The organism is Nostoc sp. CCY 9925 (genome assembly GCF_963920935.1).
Taxonomy (GTDB): Bacteria; Cyanobacteriota; Cyanobacteriia; order Cyanobacteriales; family Nostocaceae; genus Nostoc.
In genome coordinates this window covers 1-26,375 of sequence record NZ_CAWUDO010000102.1, presented here as the reverse complement: position 1 = coordinate 26,375, position 26,375 = coordinate 1, and the positions used below count along the sequence as shown (strand labels likewise).

The following is a 26,375-nucleotide window of genomic DNA, read 5'->3' as shown; positions in this document are numbered from 1 at the left end:
ATTAGTCATTAGTCATTAGTCATTAGTCATTAGTCATTAGTCATTAGTCATTAGTTTTTCTTCCCCTGCCTCCCCTGCCTCCCTTGCCTCCCCTGCTCCCTCTGCCTCCCCTGCCCCCCTGCCCTTCTGCTACTCTTGCTCTAGACTCGACCTTAATCCATCATGAAGAATGATTAAGAAAAACGAGTGTAAACCAACATGATAAAAACATTTGCACAAAGCTGGGTTGAAATTGGGGCAAATTTACAGATAAATTGGGTTTTAGTCAATGCCTGCTTACAGTTTGCTAGTTGGGGGCTGTTCTCGGTTTTACTTGCTGAGGTCTTAAGAGACATTTACCATGCTTTGTGTCACCAGGTGAATTGGCTTGCAAAATGGCACAATAAACACCACATGGCCTATCGCCGGGATTTATCGGTTGTTTCTTTAAAAATTTACCAAGAATCTCAGCTTTATCACGACATTTTAGAATCGAGCTTACTAGTAGTCGCATTAACGTTAACTGCTTTAATTGTCCCACAAAGGGGTTTATGGCTGGGAGTAGGTTATGCTTGCACGTTCTTGTACGGCGCGTCTTTACGATATTTTCAGGGAAAAATTGATACAGACTACAATCACTTACCCGGCCCTTTAGAAACCATTCCATCTATTTGGTGGGTAAATCGGTCTTATCATTGGCGACATCATTTTGATGATGTCAACGCTTATTACAGTGGTGTCTTTCCGTTAGTCGATAAAATACTGGGAACAGGACTATCTCTCAAGGGTAAAACCGTGGCTTTAACTGGAGCATCAGGAGCTTTGGGGCAAGCATTAACGGCTGAACTCGTCAAGTGTAATGCTAAAGTCGTGGCATTAACCACAAATCCAGAAAGATTAGGAGAGCAAACTGGGGTAAAGGTGGTTCCCTGGCAATTGGGTGATGAAGCTAATCTCAGGGAGAGTTTACAGAAAATCGATATTCTAATTATCAACCACGGAGTCAATGTCTACACGAGCCGCACACCAGAGGCTATCAATTCTTCCTATGAGGTGAATACATTTTCTGCATTGCGGTTGATGGATATATTTTTGACCACTGTCACAGGGCCACAAGCCAAAGCAACTAAGGAAATTTGGGTTAACACTTCTGAAGCTGAGGTGTCGCCAGCATTGAGTCCCCTTTATGAACTTAGTAAGCGATCGCTAGGAGATATTGTCACCCTTAAGCGCTTGGATGAGAATTGTATCATTCGCAAGTTAATTCTTGGCCCCTTTAAGAGTAAACTTAACCCTTATGGAGTAATGTCTGCACAGCAAGTTGCTCGTCTTGTCTTGTTTTTAGCAAAGCGAGACTTCCGAAATATTATTGTGACAATCAATCCTCTGACTTATCTGCTGTTTCCCTTGAAGGAAACTAGTACTTGGCTATATTACCGAGTTTTTAGCCGGACAGCCAAGAGTGAGTAATATCAGGTTCGGTTAAAGATTTATCGTTTAGGCTGACGCGGGGAATTGTTTTGATAAGAACGCCAGTGGGGTAGCACAGCTGTACTACCCACTCGTGTGATGCAAAATATTAGGCAAGGATAGCAACTCTACTGTAATATAAATGTACTAATAAAAGTACTCAAAATAAGGAGAGTAATCCTATGCCAAAAACAAAGAGGCTGTTTAGGGACGTTAAAACTAATGCTACTTGATGGTCACAATTTCATTTAGCATTACCGCCAACGCTAGCATACCTAAAATAGTCATCAATCCCGCAGGCATAAATTTGCGCGTTTTAGCGAGTCTAAATGCAAAGACGACTACTAAAACAGCAGTAACGAACACAGCTAAAATTAAACCCTGAGCTTGTCCTTGGAGTTGGAGGTAAGCGGCAATAATTAGTAATAAACCGCTAATGCTACCACTCACAAGTGAAACCTTGCTTCTAGCTTGAATATAGCCAATAATGCCACCAGCGATCGCTAATATGCCGTAAGCAAAAGCAGCGATTATACTTAAATTCATTGTTAAAACCTATGTAGATTTTGATTTTGCTGCCAGGGTCAGCAGACAATTTACCATAGCTGTTTAGCTACATCACCCAGTTGATTGATGAATAATCAAGCAATGCCAATGCCAAGTACTTCCTCCCATACAAAAATTCAATATCTCCAACGCCAAGCAGCGTCACTTTTACTCTACCAGTCTGTTCTTCAAGGCGAAGTGGGAACGGCATTTATTGACCTGTTGCAAGCTATACGTTACACTGATGCCGATGCACGCGGTTGTCTGCAAGCCTACGGCAGTTATTTCCATGCTTTGGCTGCGAAAAATCAAAATTGGGAAGATTACATAATCACTCAAATTCTCTTTTGTGAGAACCCCTTTACAAGACTTGCTCAACAACGGAAATTTGAGGACTTATCCCCAGCTTTAGTAGCAGCAGTTCAGCACGACTTACAAGTATTGCAAAGTCTTTATGAATGTAGCAGCGCTTCTTTGAGCGAGTGGGTGCAAACTATTGCTTATCTGCCAATTTCACCAGTAGTGTGGTATGAGGAAAAAGAATTGCTGGGAGTAGAGACAAAATTTGCTGCATATCTACAGGAGTTAGATAATTGGGGTGATGCTGTACAAGAGTTAGCAGCTTATTATCAACGATATGGTTCTGGTTTATTTGCCCAATATCGCGCTTTCCGCTGGCAAGCTGGACGGTTTATCGGTATCCAATATCCAGATCCCGTTAAGCTTAGCACCCTTGTCGGTTACGAGTCTCAAAGAGATGCTTTGCTCAAAAATACAGAGTTTTTATTATCAGGAGAGGTAGCACTGCATGTATTACTTTATGGTAGTCGTGGTTCGGGAAAATCTTCTTTGGTGAAATCTTTATTAAATGAATATAGCGATGTCTCCGACAATGGCAAAGCCCAACGCTCTCTTTGTTTGTTGGAAGTCGCTAAATCGGACTTAAAAGATTTACCAGAAATTGTAGAACATTTACGAGGAGTGTCACAAAAATTTATTATCTTTGTCGATGACCTTTCATTTGAAGAAGATGATGATGCTTTTAAAGCACTGAAGGTAGTTTTGGAAGGTAATTTAACTGCAAGACCGCAAAACGTAGTTGTATATGCTACCTCTAATCGCCGTCACTTAATTCGGGAGTTTTTTGTGGATAGACCCGCGCCTAAGGATAACGATGAAATCCATGCCTGGGATACGATGCAGGAGAAGCTTTCCTTTAGCGATCGCTTTGGTTTAACCTTAACTTTTGAACCAGCCAATCAGAAAACTTATTTAAACATTATCCGCCATTTAGCAGCAGAAGCTGAAATTAATATTACCGAAGAAGACTTGGAATATCAAGCACTACAGTGGGCAACTCGCCACAATGGTCGTTCTGGACGCACAGCACGGCAGTTTATCGACTTTTTAAAAGCAGATTTAAAACTATTTCATGGAACAAATAACAATACATCTACAACTGAAAATTAAAATTAAATTCTTGATAATGACACTTTTCTGTTTCTTAGGTAACAATGTTCTACACGAAGAATTATGATTATAAGCTTTAAAGGACTTATGATACCAAAAACCACAATTTAAAAATCAATTTTACTCAGTATGCTTATATGTATATTTAAATCACGAATTACAAATTATTATGAAAACTGGTTATTCCGATCGCTTAACTACGCTAACAACCAGCAACATGCAATCAGTAACGATCAGTAATCGATTTATTTTAGGCATAGTTGCCTTTAGTGTGAGTTTTGGACTTAGCCTCGTTCCCAACTGGGATTTTAATAAAGCCTTTCTCACAGGTATAATTACTGCATTTATTATCTATGGAGCAGCATTATTCGTAGATAAGCGACGCAGAAATTATGAAATGTTTATCTTAGGTTCTCTCCGAAAGCGAATTAAAGAAATGGAGGGATTAAAGGCTCGTATTGTTAGAGAAATCACTCAAATTGAAGAACATCATAGGTTATTATATGCAGAGTCACAACAACTGCAAAATCAAGTAATTGAAAACCGTAGCCAAAGGGATAGTCTGAATCGAGAAGTCAGAACATTTGCTGGTCAAAAAAAGCAGTTAGAGACTGAAATCAGCAATTTGCAAATTGAACTGAATAACTTAGAAAAAAATCATGCAGAATTGAACGATGCTTTTGCTAACCTCACAGGAGAAAAGCGTCGTTTAGAATCGAATTGCCATATATCTCGTGCCGAAATCACTCAGTTGCAAAGTCAAATTTCTGAACTCCAGCAACAAAAACAAGAAGTTGAAAGTAACTTAACTCTTTTAGGCAGACTCAAACCCCAATTAGAAGAAAAATTATACGAACTGCGAATTGCAATTCAAGAATTAGAAATTAAAGTAAATAAAGAAAACGAATTACTGATAGCTAAAATAACCGAAAGAGAAAATATCCAAGCTTTCTTGAATACGTCACAAACTCAAATAGCAACGCACAAAGAAGAATTACAGCAATTACAAGGACAAGTTTCATTATTGCAAGAGGAACGAGACTTGTTGCAAAATCAAGTGTGGGAATTACTCCAACAAGCAGAAACCTTCAACCCAGAACTTTTAGTTGATGATTCTAAAGAAGATGAGATTGAATTGTTTCCTTTTACTGAAATAATAGAATCTTCAGTAACCAGAGATTCTCCAGAAGTTAATACATCAGAAGATATACCAGAAGAATGGGCTAATTTTTTAGAAAGTTTACCAGGATATGAATTACAAGTATTAAAAGCTATAGTCGAAGAAGACAATACCAAGGCTACTATTAAAAAAATTGCTGAAGCAAATATCACCATGCCGAATCTACTAATCGATTCTATCAATGAACGCGCAAATGATACTATTGGTGAATTAATAATTGATTCAGATTCGGAAATTCCAGAAGTTTATCAGGAGCATAAGACCCATGTAAAAAAAATGATTGTAATGTATGACGAGCTTATGGATAGACATGCTCAAATGTAAGAAGAAAGGCGTCATTCGTCAGAATCGAGGATGAATAGAAAATCGATAACCCATAACACGCTTGGTTGTGTAAGTTTATTTAAACTGGAGTAGAAAAGTCTTCTGACTTCTAAATTATGAATTCTGACGTTGTAAGATTGTTAATAAAGTAAGAATATACCTTACTTAGTAACTGCGTGCTTCTGCGTTTAGAATAAAGTGAAGTGTAATACATGGCAAAGCTCAAAATCTCGAAAAAAATATCCACTGCTTTGATTAATTCCCTTGGTGCAGGGGTAGTACCAAGAGTGGGAGTTGAAAATATAGCAGTAGGTCGAGAAAAAGAACTCCAAAGCCTATTACAAAATCTTGATGATATTGCAGAAGGTGTAGCAGCATTTCGGTTTATAATTGGTAATTACGGTTCAGGTAAAAGCTTTTTACTGCAATTAATTCGTAACCGAGCAATGGAGCAAGGTTTTGTCGTAGCTGATGCTGATTTATCACCTGAACGCCGGTTAGCAGGAAGTAACAATGAAGGTTTAGCAACCTATCGAGAATTAATGAGCCATCTAGCTACAAAAACTCGTCCTGATGGTGGTGCTTTAGTCTCGATTTTGGAAGGATGGATTAATAAAATTCAACAAGAAGTGGTTAAAGAAACTGAAATGCGTCCGAATGACGATGGTTTTGATGACCAAGTTGAATCAAAAATTAGGGAAGTAGTTCAATATATTGAAGATTTAGTTCACGGTTTTGATTTTGGTAGCGTTATTATCGCTTATTGGCGTGGCTATCGATTGGATGATGATAATTTAAAAAATGCCGCAATGCGCTGGTTGCGTGGAGAATTTACTACTAAAATTGAGGCAAAAGCAGCTTTGGGAGTCCGCGTTATTATTGATGATGATAGTTGGTATGACTACATCAAATTGTTTGCTAAATTTGTAGCTGAGATTGGCTATAAAGGACTGTTCATTCTAGTTGATGAAGCTGTACATTTATATCAAATATCTACTACTGTCACGCGGGAAAAGAATTATAACCGACTCTTAGCAATGTTTAACGATACCATGCAATGTAAAGCAGAACATCTTGGTATTTTGGTTGGTGGAACAACCAAATTTTTAGAAGATCCAAATAGAGGACTTTTTGCAGACCAAGCTTGGCGAAGACGCACTAAAGAAAGTCGTTTTGTCACACAAGCTAATGTTCAGGAACATTTAGGGCCAGTGATTCGGCTCAACCCGTTAAGTGAAACAGAAATTTTGACGCTTTTGCAACGTTTAGCTGAAATTCATGCACTTAATTTCGGTTATCAACAGACTTTAACAAATCGTGAGTTAAAAGAGTTTGTGCAAGAAATTGTTAATCGCTTGGGTGCAGAAGCATTGCTAACGCCAGGGGAAATTGTGCGGGATTTTATGAGTGTGCTAAATATTCTTTTCCAAAATCCAGGAATTTCATTTGGGGAATTAATTCATAACCCTAAATTTAAACCGACTGCTGTAGGGAAAGATGCAGATGTGGATGAGGATAATGCAGCCGAATTTAGTTTGTGATTAGGGAACTGACTACAACAGAATTAATTGACCAATGCGTTTTAAAACACTTAGTACCTGTTGAAATCCTGCATCGGGTTGAATTGATAATGTATAAGAACGAGGGTAATTCAATACGATCGCTTTGTTTCAAAAATCCGAGTTCAATCAATTGATGGTATTCAGCGATCGTAAATCTTTTAGGTGTGACAACATCCATTTTCATCGCACTGATTTCACTTTTACTTGTACACTAGCGAAGATTACACTAACTGCGAGCGCAACGTCTCAAACTCCCGCCAGCAAAGATACAACGCCCGCGGTACGTGAAAACATCCTTTCCATTTACCGCCTTTAAGGTTTAACAAGACTTCTCCTCGGCGATTGAGATAGCCAAACCACTCACCAAACTCAGTATCAGCAAAGTGTGACCAGGCGTAATCGTGCATCTTTTGATACCATTCCCAACATACCTGACGCCCTGTCAAGCGATAACCCATCGCTAATGCAACCAAAGACTCTAGGTGAACCCACCACAGCTTTTGATCCCATTCGAGTTGCTGTGGAGGATGACCGGCTGCATCCATAAAGTAATACAATCCGCCATACTCGCTATCCCAAGCAAAATTCAGGATATTTAGCACCACATCAACAGCTTGGTTAATAGTTTTGGTATCGTTTTTCCGACGGGCGATGTCCATGATAAACCACATCGCTTCGATACCGTGACCTGGGTTAATCAACCGTCCTTCAAAACAATCGATGTGGGAAGCGTCAGGGGCAACATTTTCGTACATCAGTCCCCGTTCTGGGTCGAGAAAATCCGTCATGACTTCGCGGACAGTCTCAGCTAGAACATTTTCTAGGGTTTCTTTTGGCAACAACCATTCCATTTCTAGAGTCAGGTTGGCTAAAATCATCGGTACAGCCAATGATTTCATCGGACGTGTGCCGGGATACGTCTTATTATATTTGCCTTTGGGATTATCTTTGCGGCGTAAAACGTTGTTGTAAGCTTGCATTGCCACATCTGTCGCCCAGTCTTCGCCAGATGCGAGTGCATATTGACTAAACGCCATTGCCGCAAAGCAATCAGAAAAAATATTGTAAGGCTCAACCAGTGGCTTTCCTTCACGAGTCAGGGCAAAGTACCAGTTGCCATCACTATCTCTGCCGTGTTGGGCGAGAAAATTAGCGCCATTACTGGCGATTTTCAGCCAATTTTCGCGTTTTTCCAACTGGTTGTAAAGCATGGAAAAAGTCCACACTTGGCGGTTTTGTAGCCAGATAAATTTATCTGTATCATAAACTTTTCCCTGGCGATCGAGACAGGTGAAATAGCCGCCTTGCTGCCAATCAAGGGAATGTTTTTCCCAAAATGGGAGGACATCGTTGAGGAGTGCGTTTTTGTAAAGTTCAGCCAATGCTTGAAAATTGTACTCCATAAATTTCCCTCAAGACCAATTGTTTAAGCATTATCGTAAGTTACTAGTTGAAAAGAGGCAAAGGGCAAGAGGCAATAGTTTGTCTTGCCTATTCCATATTCCCTATTCCCCATTCCCGATTTTTTGTTTTTGTGCCACACTCTTTGTCACTTCTAAAAATTGGTGCAAAACAATGGATGTATCATCGCGTCGCCAAACCACAGCTAATTCTGAAGTTAAGTTTTCTCCTTGAATTGGTCTGTAGACAACTCCTTTTCGCTGGAGACTTTGGGCATTAGCGGGAAGCAATGTTACTCCAACTCCACCCGCAACGGAACTGAGTACAGTTACCATCCAAGTTGCTTCTTGTACTACTTTTGGGGAAAAACCCACCTGCTGACAAAGGCTAATAATTTGGCTGTATGACGGTACTAAGTCCGTTGGGGGTAAAACAAAAGGTTCATCTGCTAAGGCAATGAGTGGAATTTGGGACTGGGCTGCTAGAGGGTGTTTTTCTGGTAAAGCAACGACTAAAGGCTCTTGTAAAATGGGCAGAAAACTGAAAGAATTATCATTTAAATTGGCATTGGGTAACCGTTCAAAAGCAATATCAATGTAGCGATCGCGCAGTTGGTTTACTTGCTGGGAAGAACTAACTTCCCGCAACACCAGTATCACCTCTGGAAATAGAGGATGAAAAGTTTGCAGAATATCGGGCAAAACACTGTTAGCAACGGAACTATTAGTTCCCACCACCAAGCGTCCAATTTCACCCCGGCTGACTTTTTGTGCAGAGGTAATTGCTTGTTCTAACTGAGTTAATACTAAATGTGCTTCTGCTAAAAAGACTTGTCCAGCAGCAGTTAGCTGTAGAGGGCGTTTTTTTCGTTCAAATAATTTTAGCCCTAGTTCTGCTTCTAGGGCTTGAATTTGTTGACTTAAAGGTGGCTGAGCAATATGCAATCGTTCAGCTGCACGGCTAAAGTTTAATTCTTCAGCCACAGCGATGAAGTATCGCAGATGTCGAAGTTCTATCATTGCTCTAGCTATTATATCTTTTATATATATTCTATAAGCTAAATAAATATTGGACATATAATAGCATTTTGTTTATTTTAATTCTTATAGCCGTTTTTATATCAATAAACCAGAGTAGGGTGGGCATTATAATGTCTAGCCTATAAGCTTTGATTGCGAGGTTTTTATGAGTCAGATTGAACGAGTGGCGATCGTTGGAGGAACTCACGGTAATGAGTTAACAGGAGTATACTTAGTCAAAAAATTTCAGCAATATCCAAATTTAATTAACAGGCAAAGTTTAGAAAATTTTGCATTACTTGGTAATACCAAAGCTATTGCAGAAGGTAAACGTTACATTGACAAAGATTTAAATCGTTGCTTCAGCAATGAAAACTTACAAACTCCAAATCTCTTAAATTATGAAGATCAGCGGGCGAAAGAAATTAAACAAATACTGCAACCGCAAAGTCACCCTTTTGTAGATGTAATCATTGATTTACATAGCACTACTGCCAATATGGGGCTAAGTTTAATTTTTTGTGACATGCATCCTTTTTTACTGCAATTAGCTGCTTATTTAAGTTCGATAAACCCTTTAGTGAGAGTGTATGTTAATTCCCAATCAAAGGAAGGTGGATTTCTGCGTTCTTTGTGTGAATTAGGTTTTGTCATCGAAGTTGGTGCTGTGGCTCAAAATGTCTTAAATGCTGAATTGTTTCAACAAACAGAACAGCTTATTTATGCAATTTTGGACTATTTTCAATGGTATAACCAAGGTAATATCCCACAGACAGACAACACGGTTACATTTTATGAATATATTGGGACTATTGATTATCCCAGAGATGAAGGCGGTGAAATTCAAGCGATGATTCATCCCCAGCTTCAGTTTCGGGATTATCAACCTCTAAATCCAGGTGAGCCAATATTTCGGACTTTTGCAGGGAAAGATATTTTATATGAGGGAGTATCTACCGTTTATCCGATTTTTATTAATGAAGCAGCTTATTATGAAAAAGGAGTTGCAATGCATCTAACTGAAAAGCAACGAAAGGTAATTGAAGAAAAATAAAGCAGAATTCAGAAATAGAATAGCTCTCTAAGGGACTTCCAAGTAAAAAAATATTCCATCGTTATGTGGGCAGGGGGGCAGGGAGCAGGGGGCAGGGGAGAAAACAGTTGTGTTGAGTTCAGAAATTGGAATAATTTATTTTTTGGGGTTCCCTAACTACCTACCAGGCCTAGATGGTGTAGTTCACTAAGCTTAAATCTACTGTATGTCATTGTCATTAGTTATTTGCCCTTTGTCCTATGCTAATGACTAATGACTAATGACTAAATTAGCTTAATAGCAACGGCCATGAGAATTCCTATGTAGATAGTCATAGTTTCTCAGGTAATGACAGTACAGAGGGTGATGAACTTTTTGGTAGTAATTTCTGTATCGATTGTGATACCGTCTACGGTAATAAATATTTTGCTGATAGTAAAGCCTTTGACGGTAATAATTTCTATACCGTTGATGATACTGCCTACGATGACGATAATATCGACGATGCCTTCGGTGATAGCGTCGGTATTTTCGATGTTTTAATTTTTCAGTATCAGCTTCTGAATCTTTTGGAACTGAGGAATATTCTGTAACTGAATTTGGCAAGTAATTCACGATATCTTGATTCGCCGTCTGCACGATTGGGGTGCTTAATTCCTCAGAATTTAGTAGCATCTGCAACTCATTTTTTTCAGATGCTGCGGCTATTTCTAATCCCAGGCAAGTGGGCAATAGTAAAACACTGATTACAAATTTCCAAAACACTGTTTCATGCTCCTAATTTCTTGTTCCCTGACTGAACTAGGGAATGCCAACTGATGTAAAGCTCTGGCTGAAATAGGAATTACGCAGTGAAACAAAAAATGAAGGCTTGTTTTGTTGAACGAAAAACATAGCCTTCATAAATAATATCATGTCCAGGAGAAAATCGATATAAATGCTCACCCTGCTAAGCGATACATAATCACTTTTCCTTTCCAATTTTCTTCTACAAATACTAAGTACTCGCCATTGGAACGCCGAAAAGCGCGGATACCATAAGGTATATCAATCCAGCCACTTTCGCTGCCAACTTCAGGGCCTGGTTTTAACTTTTGTACTTCCACTCCTGTGGTTGCATTGTAAACATATACCTCTGCGGTTTTAACTGCGACAGCGAAAACATAATCTCCGGCCACACTCATCGCAGCTGTAGAAACTTCGCGTTTGCCGGTGGTGTCGTAAGGAATCATAGCCCGCCAGCGAGGAGTGCGATTTCCTTTACTCCAATTGTCAAAACGGGCAATTTCAGATCCCACAACTCCGGTATCGTCACCAAATGCAGGATGATCTACTGTGAAGCCTGACAAATACATGGTATCTGTTTGGGGGAAATATTCAATGCGCCGCAAATCGTTAAATATCTGAGGAGTAGTTTGCTTTTCCATTGAACTATAGCTGTAGATGGGATTCCCCTTAGCATCAATTCCCTGTAATGGATAATGTCGGATACCAGTACTATCTTGGGTTCGCAAAGCTTTCCAAACATCTCCTTTGCTGTCTACCCACCAACCGCCGATATGGGGATAATCTTTGCTGGTATCATATTCGTTGTTTTCAAATCTGCCGTTACCGTTGCTGTCTCGCCAAATCCATTCGCCTTTTTCTGGTTGATAGGGCGGCCAATTTCCACTCAGAAATGGTTTATCTGCGCCATTGGTACCAACAAACATTCCGGCTGGTATGGCAACTTTTCCGTCTGCGGTGGGATTGAAACGATATATTTGCAGAAAGCTGCTATACATATCTGTGAGGAACAAAAACGGTTTACCTTGGATGCGGCGCACAAAGGTTGCATCTGGTGATGTATGCAAACGTGGATCTTGAGGATATTTGAAAGGATTTAAGGTGTAGGCTTTGTAAGTCCATTGCTTACCAGCAGGCTTACTATAATCCATTTGATATTGTTCTTGTTTGGTGAATAAATCTACACCATCAGTTTTGGGGTCTGCGTCTGCATTATCAACGAATATTAAGCCTAGCGATCGCCACAGTAGTTTACCTGATGGCGCAAATTTCCGCAAATCTGTTCCTGATTTGTTGAAACCATTACTATTTATATAGATGTTACCTGATGCATCTGTGCCGACTCCGGTAAGTCCGTAAAGTTTCAAATCTCGAACTTCACCAGGAACTCCTGCATAAATACCGTTTTTATTGCCAAAACTAGCTACTTTTATTGGCTGATCTTTAATGTCATAAATCAATATTTGCTGAAGCGAACCATTTTCTGCTACTAACAGCTTACCTTGAGAATCGATGGCGATCGCTGTTGGTTCAACAATATCTGCAATTTTTTTGGCTAATTGTTTGCCACTTTGGGAATAATATAAAATCTTAGGTGGATTACTACCATTTTTGTTTTGGATAATCCACAGATTTTTTTGTTTATCAACTGCGATCGCTCCTGGATTAGCAACAGTAAAGCTGCGAAGTTCCTTCATCGTATCAGTATCATAAACCCGAATCCGGTTAGCAGCAAAATCACTCACATACAACTCACTTCCTAGAATTGCTAATCCAGTAATTTCGCTTTTATTACTGACTATTAACATACTTTTATCCCAGCCTCGTCCCCCAGAAAACGGTGCAGGTTTTCCCGACAAATCATAACGCCTAACGCAGTGCCAAGCTGTTCCTTCTGCTGGATAATCTTCTTTTGTATTGCCCATGAAACCCTGAGTCATGGCAATGTAAATATATTTACTATTAGCTGTAACAGCCTTGCCACCGCCACGACCCCAACCGTGAGTATCACCAAGGGCATTTATAATTTTACCATCCTTATATATTCCTGCTTCTGTTCCTGCTTCATCCCAATGGCTGTTAGTATACACAGTACCATCCGGGGTAACATACATTGCTTCTATATTGTTTTGTATTCGCAGATTTCCACTGCCAATACTATTACCAATCCACGACGTTTTATAGGTGAGTGTGGATGTTCCACTTGTTGCCCAATCTGTTGTAATGCCAATGGTAGTAACCATCACTCCAACAATTAGACTCAGTAAAAATTTGAAAGTTTTATTTCTTTGTAAATATCTGAAATTGAATAACTTTTTTAACTCTTCATAGAGTTTTCCTAGCCGGATCGCTAATTGATTCTTCATATAATCTTATTTAATTCTCTACAAAAATCCTAATCTTTTGCCAATAGCTAAAATTTCTCTTCTCTCTGCGCCTCTGCGTGAGATTTTTTATCTATGTTCACAATCTAAACATAATAACTGTATATACAATCATCATTTTCAAAATCCGCACAAAAAATCTAAGCAAACTCATAAAAATATTCTAGGTATTAATATTTACTATTTTGGGGTTGCAAAATCGTAAATATTAATACCAAATCTGAAAATATCCATTAATTGATAGTGTTTTTTCCCTTTCACTGTCTACCATTCGTCTTCCTCGAAGAACAGGTATTATATTTATCATCTTCGGTATGTTCGAGTTAATTAAAACACAGGTTTTAATTGCTTGTTGACGTGAAGATATAAATAGTTTATAAATTGGTGTTCTCTAAAAAACTATTATTGATACTCTGTATATTTTTGAATAAATTTATAGGAAAAATATCCGTGGTAAATCAAAAAGAAAATTTCGCTTCAACATCTGCATCTATTCTCACCTTGGGATTAGGCTGGTTTCCGAAAAATCCCGGAGGATTAGAAAGGTATATTTATGAACTAACTCATAAATTAGCAGCAAATCAAGACCAGATTGAATTATGCGGAGTCGGTCTACCAGAAGCTGAACTAAATTCCCTAATTAAGCTGACTAACTTAGCTGCTGTTGATAGTAATATTTGTCAAAGATTATGGTCAATTCGCAGAAACTTTCAGAAAACTAGAACAAACAAGCCGGATGCGATTAATCTACATTTTGCATTATACAGTTTTCCTATTTTAGATATTTTGCCAAAAAAAGTACCAGTTACTTTTAACTTTCATGGCCCTTGGGCTTTTGAGAGTAAACAGGAAGTGGTTAATAAAAATCTCAGTCTTTTAATCAAGCATTGGCTGATAGAACAAACGACTTATAATCGATGCGATCGCTTTATCGTTCTCAGCAAAGCATTTGGCAATATTTTACATCAAAAATATCAAGTACCGTGGAGCAAAATTAATGTTATCCCTGGTGGAGTTGATATTGATTGGTTTCAACCAAATTTATCGCCTCAGGAAGCTTGTAGAAAATTAGGCTGGCCCAATAATCGTCGAATTTTATTTACATCACGTCGCTTAGTACATCGAACTGGGATTGATAAATTATTACAAGCGATCGCTATAATTAAGCCGATAATACCGGATATTTGGCTAGCGATCGCAGGTCGTGGTCACATCCAAGCTGCACTACAACAACAGGCTACAGAATTAGGACTAGACGACAACGTTAAATTTTTAGGTTTTCTACCTGATGAACAATTGCCTATAGCTTATCAAGCTGCTGAGTTAAGTGTAGTGCCTAGTCAATCTTTTGAAGGATTTGGATTAGTAGTAGTTGAATCTCTAGCTTCTGGAACTCCAGTTTTATGCACTCCCGTGGGGGGAATGCCAGAAATTTTAGCAGAATTTTCACCCGATTTAATTACTACTTCTATTGAAGCCTCAGCTATTGCAGAAAAATTAGAACAAGCGTTACTAGGAAATATTCCTATCCCCTCAAGAGAAGCCTGTCGTCAGTACGCCACTACACATTATGATTGGAATCAAATTGCCCTGCGAGTCCGGAAGATTTTATTAGAATAGAATTCAGAATTCACGAGTCATAATAATACCATTTTGAAACAATTCGACAAATAGACAATTTTGTAGAGATGCGATTCATCGCGTCTTCAGATCACACAACGATGGGTGCGGAATGAATCAAATTGATTGACAAAATAGAGGTTTTATGAAAATTCTTTTTTTAGACCAAAGCGGTAAACCAGGCGGTGCAGAATTATGTTTAATAGATATTGCTAAACCCTATCGGGATGATGCTTTGGTAGGTTTATTTGCAGATGGTTCATTTAAAGAGTTACTACAGCAAAATAATATTCCGGTAGAAGTTTTGAGAACTGAGGCGATCGCAGTTCGCAAAGAAAGCAGTTTAATCCAAGGTTTAACTAGTTTAGGACAACTTATACCTTTAATTATTAAGGTAGTTAAAAAAGCGCGTAAATACGATTTAATCTATGCCAACACCCAAAAAGCATTAGTCGTAGGAGCAATAGCAAGTCTTTTCAGTCGCCGTCCTCTGGTTTATCATTTACACGATATTCTTTCCCCAGAACACTTTAGCCAAATTAATCTTCACATAGCTGTCAACCTTGCTAATCGTTTTGCATCATTAGTAATTGCTAATTCTCAAGCTAGTAAAACAGCTTTTCTAGAAGCAAGAGGACGCCAAGATATTGTCGAAGTTGTTTATAATGGCTTTGAATCAATAAATTATCAAACTGATGAATCTAATATCAAAAAATTACAGCAAAATTTGGAATTACAAGGAAAATTTGTAGTTGGGCATTTTAGCCGACTTGCACCTTGGAAAGGGCAGCATATTTTAATTGATGCCCTTGCTCAATGTCCCCCACAAGTAATAGCAATTTTAGTTGGTGACGCACTATTTGGCGAACAAAATTACGTCCAACAGTTACATCAACAAGTTGCCAAATTGGGACTAGAAAACCGCGTCAAATTTTTAGGGTTTCGTTCAGATATTCCCCAATTAATGGCAGCTTGTGACTTGGTAGCACATACCTCCACTTCTCCAGAACCTTTTGGCAGAGTGATTGTTGAGGCGATGCTATGTGAAAAACCTATAATTGCAGCAAAAGCTGGGGGTGCAATGGAATTGGTAGAACACGGACTTAATGGTTTTCTAGTGACACCAGGAGAACCCCAAGAACTTGCACAAGTGATTATTACCTGTCTTCAAGAGACGGAAATGACTGCAACTATAGCGAAGAATGCCAGAATTACTGCTAGTGAACGTTTTGATGTTGCAACCATTAATCAGCAAATTGCTCAACTTCTGTACCAGAGAATAAGCTGTTAAGCATTTAATTTGCACATTGAGACCGCACGGGAGGGGGAGCAGGGGAGGCAGGGGAAGCAGGGGGAGAGAAAAAAGTTTAACTGAACAGTATTGCGCTATGTACCAGGCTTGATATTACTCCTGAATTCTGACTGCTGAATTCTGAATTCTGCTATGTGACTACAAACCGACTAATTCACGAGATTCAAAATCAGTGAGTTGTTGAGCGATCGCTAATCTCGCTTCTAACTTTGCTACACTAAACTGGTTACGCAGATATTCTAAATGGCCGATGGCATTTGCCTTTTCCCCAGTCAAGCGGATTAAAGTGTCCATTGCCTTTTGATATTCCTGATTCACAAGCAGCACTTCAAAACGCCGCGCCTTGCGTTGAGCATCATTTTTCAAATCCATCTCAAAGGCGGCGACGCGATCCGCATTGCCTTCAAATCGGTTAATCTGGTGCTGCACTGCCATCAACTGAGAGTCTATTTCATTAGCCCGTTGGGCAGCTTGAGCGATCGCACCTGGATAATGACTCAGTTGCATCATCTAATAATTTTCCTTTACGGTCAAGAATTTAATGTTTAAGCATAAAACTAACCCCGGAATCCATTTCCCAAAAGGCTGTCACAGAGCAGTTTACACTTATCTAGGTTTATGAACGTTATATATCTATTATAGTAAAAACGTACTCATTTTAACTGACTCAAAGACTCTGTTTTGGTCAGATTTACCTTGCGTTCAATAAGGTTCAGATAAGCCTTTTTCTCTCCCCCTGCCTCCCCTGCTCAAGAACAGCCTGCCTAAACAGATAAATTTCTTTAACCCAAGCGTATTGGCATTTGGTTATAGAAAAAATTGAAGTTGCGTTTGGTTTAACGCAACCCAACAATATCTCTAATGAAATACTACACCGTACCTCAAGCCGCTTCGCGCAGTTGTGACGGCACACTTACCTCTGGAAACGAAAGCGACAGTTGTTCGGCTTGAGGTACCGCAGCTTGTTCTAACACTTGAACTTCAATATTTACACTCACCAAATAACTGCCTGTATCTGCGCCAACTGCTTCAGCAATTAATTTGGCAATATCCGGACGCTTAGCTGTCAGCGGGTCACGTAAAATGCAGCGATCCCATTCATGCTTGGCAGTCGGATTGAGGTTGAGAATATAATGCTTCATCATCGAATTAACCCTTTAGCCCATCTTCCAGAAGGTTTTCACGCAGCCGTTGTGCCTTTAGCTAGGCTTTGTGAATGCTATCTCTATTATAGTACTTTTGTACTAAACTGGGGAGTGGGGAGTGTGGGGAGAAAGAGAATTTATGCTTTCCTCTGCTCCCTTTCCTCCCACACCTTTGACCCCTCATCTCCTTACTCCCTAATTAGATTTGCCGTTACCTTGTAAATTTAATAAGTGACCATCATTTACCCAAATTGCTTGTTGAGGCACAGAAATAGTAATTCCGGCTTCGTCTAGGGCGATTTTCAGACGGCGGCGAAACTCTCGTGCTACATCCCATTGCTTAAGGGGCTGTGTTTTAATCCACACACGAATAATTAAACCGCGATCGCCAAATTGATCTATTCCTAAAACTTGCGGCGGTTCTAAAATTTGAGCCTGCCATTGCAGTTCCTGATTCATCTTCTCTGCAACGGTTTTAATCAACTTCAAAGCCTCTTCTACATCGGCTTGGTAATCGATGGGAATAGTTAAATCGGCTCGTGACCAACGACTCGAAAGATTGGCGACAATTTTAATTTCACTATTGGGAATCGTGATTAAGCGCCCTTCGGAATCCCGCACTTGGGTCATCCGCAGATTTAAATTTTCTACTAAGCCTCCCACATTTCCCACATTAATCACATCGCCTAAAGCGTACTGGTCTTCTAGGATGATCAAGAAACCATTAATCGCATCTTTAATCAAGTTTTGGGAAGCTAAGGATACGGCAACACCAACCAAACTCGCACCTGCTAGTAAAGGAACAATATCTATACCCAAGGATACCAGCGCTAGCAAAAAGCCCACTCCCACACAAATAACGGTAGCAATACTTTTAGTCACACCAGAAAATGTGGAAACTCGCAGTTGCAGACGTGCAGAATCTTCTGGGGTGAGAAAAGCACTACTGCTGATCAGAGTGGAGGCGAAGCGGTCAATCAGAGCATAGCTTAGACGCACTGCTACGTAAGTTACCAATAAGACAACACCTAATCGCAAAGGAAATTGGGCAGCGTTGAGAATCGCTACTTGAAATCCTCGCGTATAGGGGAATAAACCCAAGATAAAGAAACTTCCGCCTCCCCAAATTCCTGCTTGAGTTAGCTGGAACAACCTTCTCTTAGCTTCTTCCACATGTCGGACTTGCTGTTGATTTAGTTGTGTTGTAATTGGTTGAGCCGCTGTTAAAGTTGGGGAATTGAAGAGTTCGTTTTGGGCTTGGGAGGTAACGGAGTCTGACTTTTTTCTGGAACGTCTCTGCCAGCCATATACCGCCGAACTCATAACAATCATTGCCAGCCCTGTAGCCCCAGCAATTTTACCTTGGTCAATTAAAAATTGAGTTTGTCTCTCTTGTTTTGCCTGTTGTAAGTCTTCTTTTAATGAGTCAGCAATCTGATTTGCCGATGTTGACATATCCACCTGTCGCAGTCCAGCATCTTCAGAGGTGACAGTCATCAGATATTGGTCGTTGATATAAATGACTGGTAATTCGTTGACTTTGCGAACTTCTACCTTGACTTGTGTGTTTGCCGGTAACTGAAAGTAATATTGGCTAATTGCTTCCAGTTTCTTTTGGATGTCTTCTAAACGCTCAGGAAAGTTAGTTTTTGATGCGGCTATCTGAAATAAGCGACGGCCATCCAAATAAATCCAGCCGGAAACAACTCTATTATTGGAATCATTGCTCACACTGCTGGGAGCTTGCAAATCCGGTAACAAAGGAATCTGAGCGGTGGCTTTTGGCACAGATACAACGGTTATAGCCATTGAAGTTGCGATCACCATTATTACACCCTTACCTAACCCACCTTTGGGTAACACACACCTTTTAGACAAGTGGGACGCTTGATTGGGAGCCTCCAAGTGTGGCACAGGTTTGGCGATGTTGCCGAGGTATGTTCCTGCTGAAAATACCTGTCCCTGCTCCTTTGAACCTTTAGCAAAGCTGGGCAACAGAACTCCCTTCGCTACCGCCAAAAATTGAAAGCGCACTCAAACACCTCCTTGAGTAAAATTTACTATTGACTATTTCCCTAACCATCCTGCTCAATGAATTTGAGTAAATGTACCTATCTAAAGTTCAGTATTTCCCTCCAAATGATGAAATTTTGATGTTTTTTTGTTTATAATCTATCTTTAGACGGATGATATTGTACTAAGAATAGGCATTAAAAGCTAGGAATAGTCTTACTCTTACCAAAGATAAAACAAAAAGGAAAAAGCTGGCGATGAAGTTGACATTAGGCTAATCAAACGTCAAGCTAGTTCTCAGGACTCTTGACTAGTAATTTGCTTTCTTTCAAGCGAAAATTGCTAGTCGTAGAATAACCTAGTAGAGTGCGTATAATTTACGTAGCTTTTTTACATTTTTGAGGTAACTTTTCATGACCGCAACTTCTCCCCGATTAAAGCACGAGGTTAAAGACCTCGGCCTAGCTGCCTTGGGAAGACAGCGCATTGAATGGGCTGGACGCGAAATGCCAGTTTTACGGCAAATCCGCGATCGCTTTGCTCAAGAAAAACCCTTTGCTGGGTTACGCCTTGTGGCTTGCGCCCACATTACAACAGAAACAGCACATTTGGCCATCGCTCTCAAAGCCGGTGGTGCAGATGCAGTGCTAATTGCTAGCAATCCCCTATCAACCCAAGATGACGTAGCTGCTAGCCTCGTCGTCGATCACGAAATTCCCGTTTTTGCCCAAAAAGGCGAAGATAACGCGACTTATAGCCGCCACGTCCAAATCGCTTTAGATCACCGCCCCAATATCATCATTGATGATGGTAGCGACGTAGTTGCTACATTGATCCAAGAGCGCCAACACCAAATCGCTGATTTGATTGGCACCACTGAAGAAACGACAACCGGAATTGTGCGCCTGAGAGCCATGTTTAAAGATGGCGTTCTCACCTTCCCCGCAGTGAACGTCAACGATGCTGACACCAAGCACTTCTTCGATAACCGCTATGGTACTGGGCAATCGACCCTTGACGGCATCATCCGCGCTACAAACATTCTGCTAGCTGGTAAAACCATCGTCGTTGTTGGTTATGGCTGGTGTGGTAAAGGTACAGCACTCCGCGCCCGTGGTTTGGGTGGTAACGTAGTTGTTACCGAAATTGACCCCATCAAAGCAATTGAAGCCGTAATGGATGGTTTCCGCGTCCTGCCAATGGCAGAAGCCGCTAAAGTTGGCGATTTGTTTATCACAGTTACTGGTAACAAACACGTGATTCGCGGCGAACATTTCGATGCCATGAAAGACGGTGCGATCGTTTGTAACTCCGGTCACTTTGATATTGAACTTGACCTCAAATACTTGGCTAGTCAAGCTAAAGAAATCAAGGAAGTCCGTCCTTTCACTGAAGAGTATAAATTAACAACTGGCAAATCAGTTGTTGTTCTCGGTCAAGGACGCTTGATTAACCTCGCCGCTGCCGAAGGACATCCCAGTGCAGTGATGGATATGAGCTTTGCCAACCAGGCTTTAGCTGTTGAATACCTCGTGAAGAATAAAGGTAAGTTGGAACCTGGTTTGCACTCTATTCCTACAGAAGTAGATCAAGAAATTGCTCGACTCAAATTACAGGCATTAGGAATTACTATAGATAGCCTAACAGCCGACCAAATTGAGTACATCAATTCTTGGACTACTGGAACTTGATGTTAATTGATTAATTGATTTTTGGGGGTAGGCATTTTAGCTTATCCCCTTTTTTTTTGTAGCCAAATTCATGATATAGCCGTAGTCAGACAGGTTAGGACATTTTGAAAGCATGGAAGCTAGGAATAGTAATACTTTTACCTCCTGCCTCCTGCCTTCTGCCTTCTGCCTCCTGCTATATTACCTGAGTGCGATCGCTTCGTCTTTTTAAGATCTCCAAAAGTTTGGTAAATTGGCTGGGAGGAGTTGCTGTCACCTCAATCATCTCTCCAGATATAGGATGTTGTAATTTAAGTCGCCAAGCGTGCAATGCTTGACCAGGCAAATTTACTCCCACTGAACGACCAGAACCATAAACACGATCGCCAACAATGGGATGACCAATTTTGGCGCTGTGGACGCGAATTTGATGAGTGCGTCCAGTTTCTAGTTGAAACTGGATTAATGTGTAATTACCGAGGCGTTCTAGTACTTGCCAATGAGTGACGGCTGTCCGTCCGCCTTGTTCAACGGGTATGATAGCCATTTTCTTGCGGTCTTGGGGATGGCGACCAATAGGTAAGTCAATTGTGCCACTTTCAACTTTTGGTGCACCGTAAACTACACCTAAGTACTCTCTGCGTGCAGTTTTTGCTTTGAGTTGTGCTTGGAGGTGATGATGTGCAACTTCTGTTTTGGCGATCGCGATCGCTCCTGTTGTATCCTTATCCAAGCGATGGACAATTCCCGGACGTTGGACTCCCCCAATTCCTGGTAAATTAGGACAGTGTGCCAACAGAGCATTTACCAAAGTGCCATCTGGATGACCGGGTGCGGGATGGACAACTAAGCCTGCGGGTTTGTTGAGAATGAGTAACTGGTCATCTTCATAGAGAATATCTAGGGGAATATCTTCTGCTTGCAGTTCTAAAGGTTGGGCTTCTGGGATTTGTAGAGTGATGCGATCGCCCACCTTAACATTAATCTTTTTAGACGTGCAAACTTTACTGTTAAGTTGCACATTACCTTCTTCGATTAATTGTTGGATGCGGGAACGAGATAAATCTGGTAATTCTTGCGAAAGGTAGCGGTCAAGGCGAACACCCGCGTCATTACTATTTTCTTGGATTTGTAAATTAAATTCGGTCACAATTGCTTTAGATTAATTCTCCATTCTTTAACCAAAGTGTGGATTAAGGCAAAATAAATCTTGAATTCCATAATCTTTTTAATTTTAACTTTTAAACGTGCAATTTTTCTATTTTAGATTATTTTTGTTTATGCCGAACTAATGTTTTGCTAAGCTAACAGATTATCACCGACACAAATCAAATCCAAAATCTTCGATTTTTATCAGTTTATCGGTGGATTCAACCTAAAATCAAATACACTGTAAGGTACACTCATTCCCATATTTCCATCTCTTTCACCACTTATCAGAGTGGGAGGATTCCCTGGTGCTACACGCCGCCAAATCGGTTCATTTGTTGTATCACCCTGATAAGTAAAGACAGCAGCTTTGGAGGGATGAGCAGTAGAAACAGTAGCTAATGCTAACCCCAGAATAACCATTAATGATTTTTGAAAAAACTTGGTTTCTAACATAAAACTGATGGCTCCTCAAACACAAACTATTAAAGATTTATGCCAACTGGCTTATTTGGCTTTTTTCTACAATTTGAATGCTGCGATACAAGATTTACTCATGAAAACAAAACTAGAAGTTGATAGTTATGGGACTTGAGTCATTACCAATCGAATGCTTTTTACTGGTTGGTATATAATTATGTTAATTTGTGCTAAATAACACCCAAATAGTAGTTATTTTCCATTTGAAAGGCTTGCCATGTTTGGGTTTATAATTATCTGTGCAGATAAAAATACATTACCAGTTATATTGGTATAAATCAATTTATTTATCTCAGGAAATGTAAAAATTAGATGTAGATCAGCCAAGCTCAAGCATCTCTTGTCTGAGGTTTATAAACGCGGTGAGACGTAGAGCCTCTTTTTTTTAGATAAAGATGAGATATATCAGTCTATATTTGACATCAGCAAATTTAGTACAAGCAAATGCGATTAATTTTATACAGTAAACCTGGATGTCATTTATGTGAGGGTTTGCAGGAAAAGCTCGAACAAATCCAAAATGTGAGTTTTGAGTTGGAAATTCGGGATATTACGACTCGTGAAGATTGGTTCAGTGCGTATCAGTATGAGGTGCCTGTACTTTTTTTATCGAACCGCAGAGGCGCAGAGGGCGCGGAGGAAGCTTTGCCGCGTCCTTCTCCTCGTGCGAGTGTGCAACAGTTGGAGAAAATGTTGCGTAAGTATTTAGCCAATTAGAAAAAAATAATGCAGAATAAGCGCAAGAAAAGAATGTGACGAGGTTCACAAGATGAAACTGCGGGAATTACTAACAGCGGTAGACAGTGTTGAGCAATTACCTAGTTATCCGGCCTTGGAGGATGCGGAAGTTAGGGGTTTGAAGACGAATTCCCATGCTTGCGGTGTGGGAGATTTGTTTATTGGAATGCCAGGAACGCGGGTTGATGGTGGGGAATTTTGGCCTAGTGCGATCGCATCTGGCGCTGTGGCAGCAATTATCTCTCCCCAAGCAGCGCAGAAACATCCTCCCACGGATGAAGCTGTGGTGATCAGCGCCAGTAACATCACTCAAGCTTGTGCCCAGATAGCCAGCGCTTTTTACGGTTATCCGGGGCAAAAACTCAAGTTAGTGGGTGTAACCGGTACCAATGGCAAAACTACAACCACCCACTTAATTGAATTTCTCCTCGCTAAAGCCAATCTAGCTACGGCTTTGATGGGAACTCTCTACACTCGTTGGCCTGGTTTTGAGCAAACAGCCGTCCACACGACGCCCTTTGCGGTGGAACTGCAACAGCAGCTAGCTGAGGCTATGAATGCTGGTAATGAGTTTGGGGTGATGGAAGTCAGTTCCCACGCTTTGGCACAAGGTCGAGTGTTGGGTTGTAAATTTGAAGTTGCGGTATTCAGTAATCTTACACAAGATCATCTCGACTACCACAGGGATATGGAAGATTATTTTGCCGCCAAAGCGTTGTTGTTTAGCCCTGATTATCTTAAGGGACGGGCGATAATTAACGCTGATGATTCCTACGGCCAGCGGTTAATTGCCTCGTTGAATCCAGAGCAAGTTTGGAGTTATAGTGTCAACGACAACAGCGCTGATTTATGGATGAGTGACTTAAGTTACCAGCCCAATGGCGTCAGCGGGACTTTGCATACACCAAAAGGTGATGTGGCTTTTCGATCGCCTTTAGTCGGTCAATATAATTTAGAAAATCTTTTAGCAGCGGTAGGAGCAGTTTTACACTTAGGTTTAGATTTGCAATTAGTGGCATCTGTGATACCGGAATTTCCAGGAGTTCCCGGTCGGATGGAACGAGTGCAAATTAGTTCTGAGCAAGATATTAGCGTGATTGTAGATTATGCTCATACTCCAGATAGCCTAGAGAATTTGCTGAAAGCTGCACGCCCGTTTATACCTGGTAAGATGATTTGTGTGTTTGGTTGTGGCGGCGATCGCGATCGCACCAAGCGCCCAAAAATGGGTAAAATTGCGGCTGAATTAGCTGATTGGGCAGTGGTGACATCAGATAATCCCCGTACCGAAAATCCAGAACGAATTTTAGAAGATATTTTGGCGGGAATTCCCGAAACAGTGCAGCCAACAGTAATTTGCGATCGAGCGATCGCAATTCGTACTGCTATTTTACAAGCACAACCCGGTGATGGAGTATTACTTGCTGGTAAAGGTCACGAAGACTACCAAATTCTTGGTACTGAAAAAATCCATTTTGATGACCGAGAACACGCACGCGAAGCTTTACACGCAAGACTAGGGTAATTTGGGCATAGGACATTAGAAGAGGCAGAGGAGCAAAGGGGGCGGAGGGGAAATACTGTTGCCACCTCTCCCCTGCTCCCCTGCTCCCCTGCTCCCCTGCTCCCCTCATTTTTTCATACTTCACGTTTCTTACCGCGGGGATTTTGTAAAAAATGCACACATAAAGGTGAAAATCGAAACAGAATTATTTCTTTGCTTCATCCCTATTGTGCTTGACTCATGAATGTTTCTTTGGCTAAGGATCTGTCTGTTTATCAACTGGTTATGGGAGTGCAAGCGCCTCCTAAACCATTGTCCCTCAGTCCAGCTACTCTGCTATCACTGGTGAGAGCGCAAATTGACTTACTAATTGAGCAGCAAATTGCAGCCACTTTATGGGTGAAGCTACCACCAGAAAAAATTTGGCAATTAGAATTAGCCCGTTATCAATCCTCGGCGGGTGCATCTAGTCTCATCTATACTTGCCAAATTGAGGAGAGTAAAGAGGACACGGCGACGCAGGGACACGGTGACGCGGAGAAAGAACTCTCCGCGTCACCGGGTCTTTCCGTCACCGCGTCTTCCTCATCTCTCCATCAGGTCCCGGTTTACCTACCACCCCATAGCCAACTGCGACGGGAAAATTTTCTGATGGTATTGTCTCCCCAGTTTTGTAGTTTAATTTTGGCTCATCGACCTCTGAAAAAACGCAAAAATCAAACTTCTGGAAAAGTAAGTACTAATAAAAATCAGCCCTTGTTGATTATCACTAGTGTTGAGGGGAGAATAATTCAGCAAGTATTAAATGGTATTCAACAGGCAGTTACGCCAGAATCATCCCCAATTATACCTGCTGATTTTATTTGTCCAACTGTGCCTGAACCTGCATTGATGAATCAATTATTGGCAAAACAACTCCTGCGCCAAGATGAAATTAATCGTCAAATCGTCACAGTACGCACCACCAAATTACAGCAGCAAAATCAACAACTGCACAACAAGGAACAACTAAAAGATGAATACCTGAAAAATGTCTGTCAGGAACTACGTATACCCTTGACACATATGAAAACAGCACTGTCGTTATTAAATTCGCCTAATCTCAAACCACCGCAGCGACAACGTTATTTACAGATGTTAAACACCCAGTGCGATCAACAAAATTCCTTAATCACTGGTTTGTTAGATCTTGTGCAACTCGAACGCGATTTAGAGGCGACGACTTTAGAATCAGTGCGTCTTTCGGATATTGTCCCTGGAGTTGTCAGTACCTACCAACCTGTAGCTCAAGAAAAAGGAATTATGCTCGCTTACACCGTACCTACCGAACTTCCATCTGTTTGGTGTGTTAGTGGTGGGCTGAGACAAATTGTAATTAATTTGCTGCACAACAGTATTAAGTTTACCCCGAATGGTGGTCAAGTTTGGGTGCGTGCCCGTATTCAAGGCGATCATGTCCAATTAGAATTCCGTGACACAGGTATTGGTATTGCTGAGAGCGAAATTCCCAAAATCTTTGACCGCTTTTATCGTGTGCGAACAACAGCAGCTGAAGATCATGGTGGTGCTGGGTTGGGATTAACAATTGTA

General features: G+C 40.6%; 22 protein-coding genes and 1 pseudogene. 12 read left to right on the top strand and 11 right to left on the bottom strand.

Annotated elements, in window-relative coordinates; all coding sequences use genetic code 11:
• Window positions 1–198: 198 nt before the first annotated feature.
• Window positions 199–1,449 (top strand): bifunctional sterol desaturase/short chain dehydrogenase, encoded by a 1,251-nt coding sequence (locus ACM0OY_RS32695; RefSeq protein WP_414572924.1) that lies wholly within the window; start codon window positions 199–201, stop codon window positions 1,447–1,449.
• A 225-nt stretch (window positions 1,450–1,674) separates the two neighbouring features.
• Here the strand turns inward: ACM0OY_RS32695 and ACM0OY_RS32690 are convergent, their stop codons facing one another.
• On the bottom strand, window positions 1,675–1,995 hold the full coding sequence (locus ACM0OY_RS32690) for a TMEM14 family protein (RefSeq protein WP_414572923.1): 321 nt from the start codon (window positions 1,993–1,995) through the stop codon (window positions 1,675–1,677).
• An 87-nt stretch (window positions 1,996–2,082) separates the two neighbouring features.
• On the opposite strand from ACM0OY_RS32690, the gene ACM0OY_RS32685 reads away from it, so the two are divergent.
• The 3 genes from ACM0OY_RS32685 (at window position 2,083) to ACM0OY_RS32675 (ending at window position 6,510) form a co-directional block, all read left to right on the top strand.
• Window positions 2,083–3,465, top strand: a complete 1,383-nt coding sequence (locus ACM0OY_RS32685; RefSeq protein WP_414572922.1) for an ATP-binding protein — start codon at window positions 2,083–2,085, stop codon at window positions 3,463–3,465.
• 169 nt (window positions 3,466–3,634) lie between these two features.
• On the top strand, window positions 3,635–4,969 hold the full coding sequence (locus ACM0OY_RS32680) for a tellurite resistance TerB C-terminal domain-containing protein (protein ID WP_414572921.1): 1,335 nt from the start codon (window positions 3,635–3,637) through the stop codon (window positions 4,967–4,969).
• A 212-nt stretch (window positions 4,970–5,181) separates the two neighbouring features.
• Window positions 5,182–6,510 (top strand): ATP-binding protein, encoded by a 1,329-nt coding sequence (locus ACM0OY_RS32675; protein WP_414572920.1) that lies wholly within the window; start codon window positions 5,182–5,184, stop codon window positions 6,508–6,510.
• A gap of 106 nt (window positions 6,511–6,616) precedes the next feature.
• On the opposite strand, the pseudogene ACM0OY_RS32670 reads toward ACM0OY_RS32675, so the two are convergent.
• The 3 genes and pseudogenes from ACM0OY_RS32670 to ACM0OY_RS32660 form a co-directional block, all read right to left on the bottom strand.
• Window positions 6,617–6,709, bottom strand: a pseudogene (locus ACM0OY_RS32670) (Uma2 family endonuclease); the annotation flags it as partial.
• 43 nt (window positions 6,710–6,752) lie between these two features.
• Window positions 6,753–7,934: an AGE family epimerase/isomerase gene (locus ACM0OY_RS32665; RefSeq protein ID WP_414572919.1), complete on the bottom strand. Its 1,182-nt coding sequence runs from the start codon at window positions 7,932–7,934 to the stop codon at window positions 6,753–6,755.
• A gap of 102 nt (window positions 7,935–8,036) precedes the next feature.
• Window positions 8,037–9,008: a LysR substrate-binding domain-containing protein gene (locus tag ACM0OY_RS32660; protein ID WP_414572918.1), complete on the bottom strand. Its 972-nt coding sequence runs from the start codon at window positions 9,006–9,008 to the stop codon at window positions 8,037–8,039.
• A 109-nt stretch (window positions 9,009–9,117) separates the two neighbouring features.
• Between ACM0OY_RS32660 and ACM0OY_RS32655 the strand changes: the two genes are divergently transcribed.
• Window positions 9,118–10,005: an aspartoacylase gene (locus ACM0OY_RS32655; protein ID WP_414572917.1), complete on the top strand. Its 888-nt coding sequence runs from the start codon at window positions 9,118–9,120 to the stop codon at window positions 10,003–10,005.
• Between the two features lie 273 nt (window positions 10,006–10,278).
• On the opposite strand, the gene ACM0OY_RS32650 is transcribed toward ACM0OY_RS32655, so the two are convergent.
• Together ACM0OY_RS32650 and ACM0OY_RS32645 are read right to left on the bottom strand one after the other, a co-directional pair.
• Window positions 10,279–10,749, bottom strand: a complete 471-nt coding sequence (locus tag ACM0OY_RS32650) for a hypothetical protein (protein WP_414572916.1) — start codon at window positions 10,747–10,749, stop codon at window positions 10,279–10,281.
• Between the two features lie 176 nt (window positions 10,750–10,925).
• Window positions 10,926–13,136 (bottom strand): hypothetical protein, encoded by a 2,211-nt coding sequence (locus ACM0OY_RS32645; protein WP_414572915.1) that lies wholly within the window; start codon window positions 13,134–13,136, stop codon window positions 10,926–10,928.
• Between the two features lie 468 nt (window positions 13,137–13,604).
• Here ACM0OY_RS32645 and ACM0OY_RS32640 point away from each other — a divergent pair, with 468 nt between their 5' ends.
• Both ACM0OY_RS32640 and ACM0OY_RS32635 read left to right on the top strand, forming a co-directional pair.
• Window positions 13,605–14,774, top strand: a complete 1,170-nt coding sequence (locus ACM0OY_RS32640) for a glycosyltransferase family 4 protein (protein WP_414572914.1) — start codon at window positions 13,605–13,607, stop codon at window positions 14,772–14,774.
• 145 nt (window positions 14,775–14,919) lie between these two features.
• On the top strand, window positions 14,920–16,065 hold the full coding sequence (locus ACM0OY_RS32635; protein ID WP_414572913.1) for a glycosyltransferase family 4 protein: 1,146 nt from the start codon (window positions 14,920–14,922) through the stop codon (window positions 16,063–16,065).
• A 159-nt stretch (window positions 16,066–16,224) separates the two neighbouring features.
• On the opposite strand, the gene ACM0OY_RS32630 is transcribed toward ACM0OY_RS32635, so the two are convergent.
• From ACM0OY_RS32630 to ACM0OY_RS32620, 3 genes are all read right to left on the bottom strand, one after another.
• Window positions 16,225–16,596, bottom strand: coding sequence for a hypothetical protein (locus ACM0OY_RS32630; RefSeq protein WP_193917874.1), 372 nt, complete (start codon window positions 16,594–16,596; stop codon window positions 16,225–16,227).
• Between the two features lie 371 nt (window positions 16,597–16,967).
• A complete protein-coding gene (locus ACM0OY_RS32625) occupies window positions 16,968–17,231 on the bottom strand; it encodes a hypothetical protein (RefSeq protein WP_096537286.1) in 264 nt (87 codons plus the stop codon).
• Window positions 17,232–17,426: 195 nt separating this feature from the next.
• Window positions 17,427–19,058, bottom strand: a complete 1,632-nt coding sequence (locus tag ACM0OY_RS32620) for a mechanosensitive ion channel domain-containing protein (RefSeq protein WP_414572925.1) — start codon at window positions 19,056–19,058, stop codon at window positions 17,427–17,429.
• A 599-nt stretch (window positions 19,059–19,657) separates the two neighbouring features.
• Between ACM0OY_RS32620 and ahcY the strand changes: the two genes are divergently transcribed.
• Complete coding sequence (gene ahcY, locus ACM0OY_RS32615) at window positions 19,658–20,935, top strand: adenosylhomocysteinase (protein ID WP_414572912.1); 1,278 nt, start codon at window positions 19,658–19,660, stop codon at window positions 20,933–20,935.
• Between the two features lie 175 nt (window positions 20,936–21,110).
• Here the strand turns inward: ahcY and ACM0OY_RS32610 are convergent, their stop codons facing one another.
• Entirely contained in the window at window positions 21,111–22,064 is a 954-nt protein-coding gene (locus ACM0OY_RS32610) for an RluA family pseudouridine synthase (protein ID WP_414572911.1), read from the bottom strand.
• Window positions 22,065–22,267: 203 nt separating this feature from the next.
• Window positions 22,268–22,519 carry a hypothetical protein gene (locus ACM0OY_RS32605; RefSeq protein ID WP_414572910.1) on the bottom strand — a complete coding sequence of 84 codons (252 nt, stop codon included), beginning with the start codon at window positions 22,517–22,519 and terminating at the stop codon, window positions 22,268–22,270.
• Between the two features lie 7 nt (window positions 22,520–22,526).
• Here ACM0OY_RS32605 and ACM0OY_RS32600 point away from each other — a divergent pair, with 7 nt between their 5' ends.
• The 4 genes from ACM0OY_RS32600 to ACM0OY_RS32585 all read left to right on the top strand — a co-directional run.
• Complete coding sequence (locus ACM0OY_RS32600) at window positions 22,527–22,658, top strand: hypothetical protein (protein WP_414572909.1); 132 nt, start codon at window positions 22,527–22,529, stop codon at window positions 22,656–22,658.
• Window positions 22,659–22,987: 329 nt separating this feature from the next.
• Complete coding sequence (locus ACM0OY_RS32595) at window positions 22,988–23,260, top strand: glutaredoxin family protein (protein WP_414572908.1); 273 nt, start codon at window positions 22,988–22,990, stop codon at window positions 23,258–23,260.
• Window positions 23,261–23,312: 52 nt separating this feature from the next.
• Entirely contained in the window at window positions 23,313–24,806 is a 1,494-nt protein-coding gene (locus tag ACM0OY_RS32590; RefSeq protein ID WP_414572907.1) for a UDP-N-acetylmuramoyl-L-alanyl-D-glutamate--2,6-diaminopimelate ligase, read from the top strand.
• Window positions 24,807–25,025: 219 nt separating this feature from the next.
• Window positions 25,026–26,375, top strand: a 1,350-nt coding sequence (locus tag ACM0OY_RS32585; RefSeq protein ID WP_414572906.1) for a DICT sensory domain-containing protein, incomplete at its 3' end; no start/stop codon positions are given.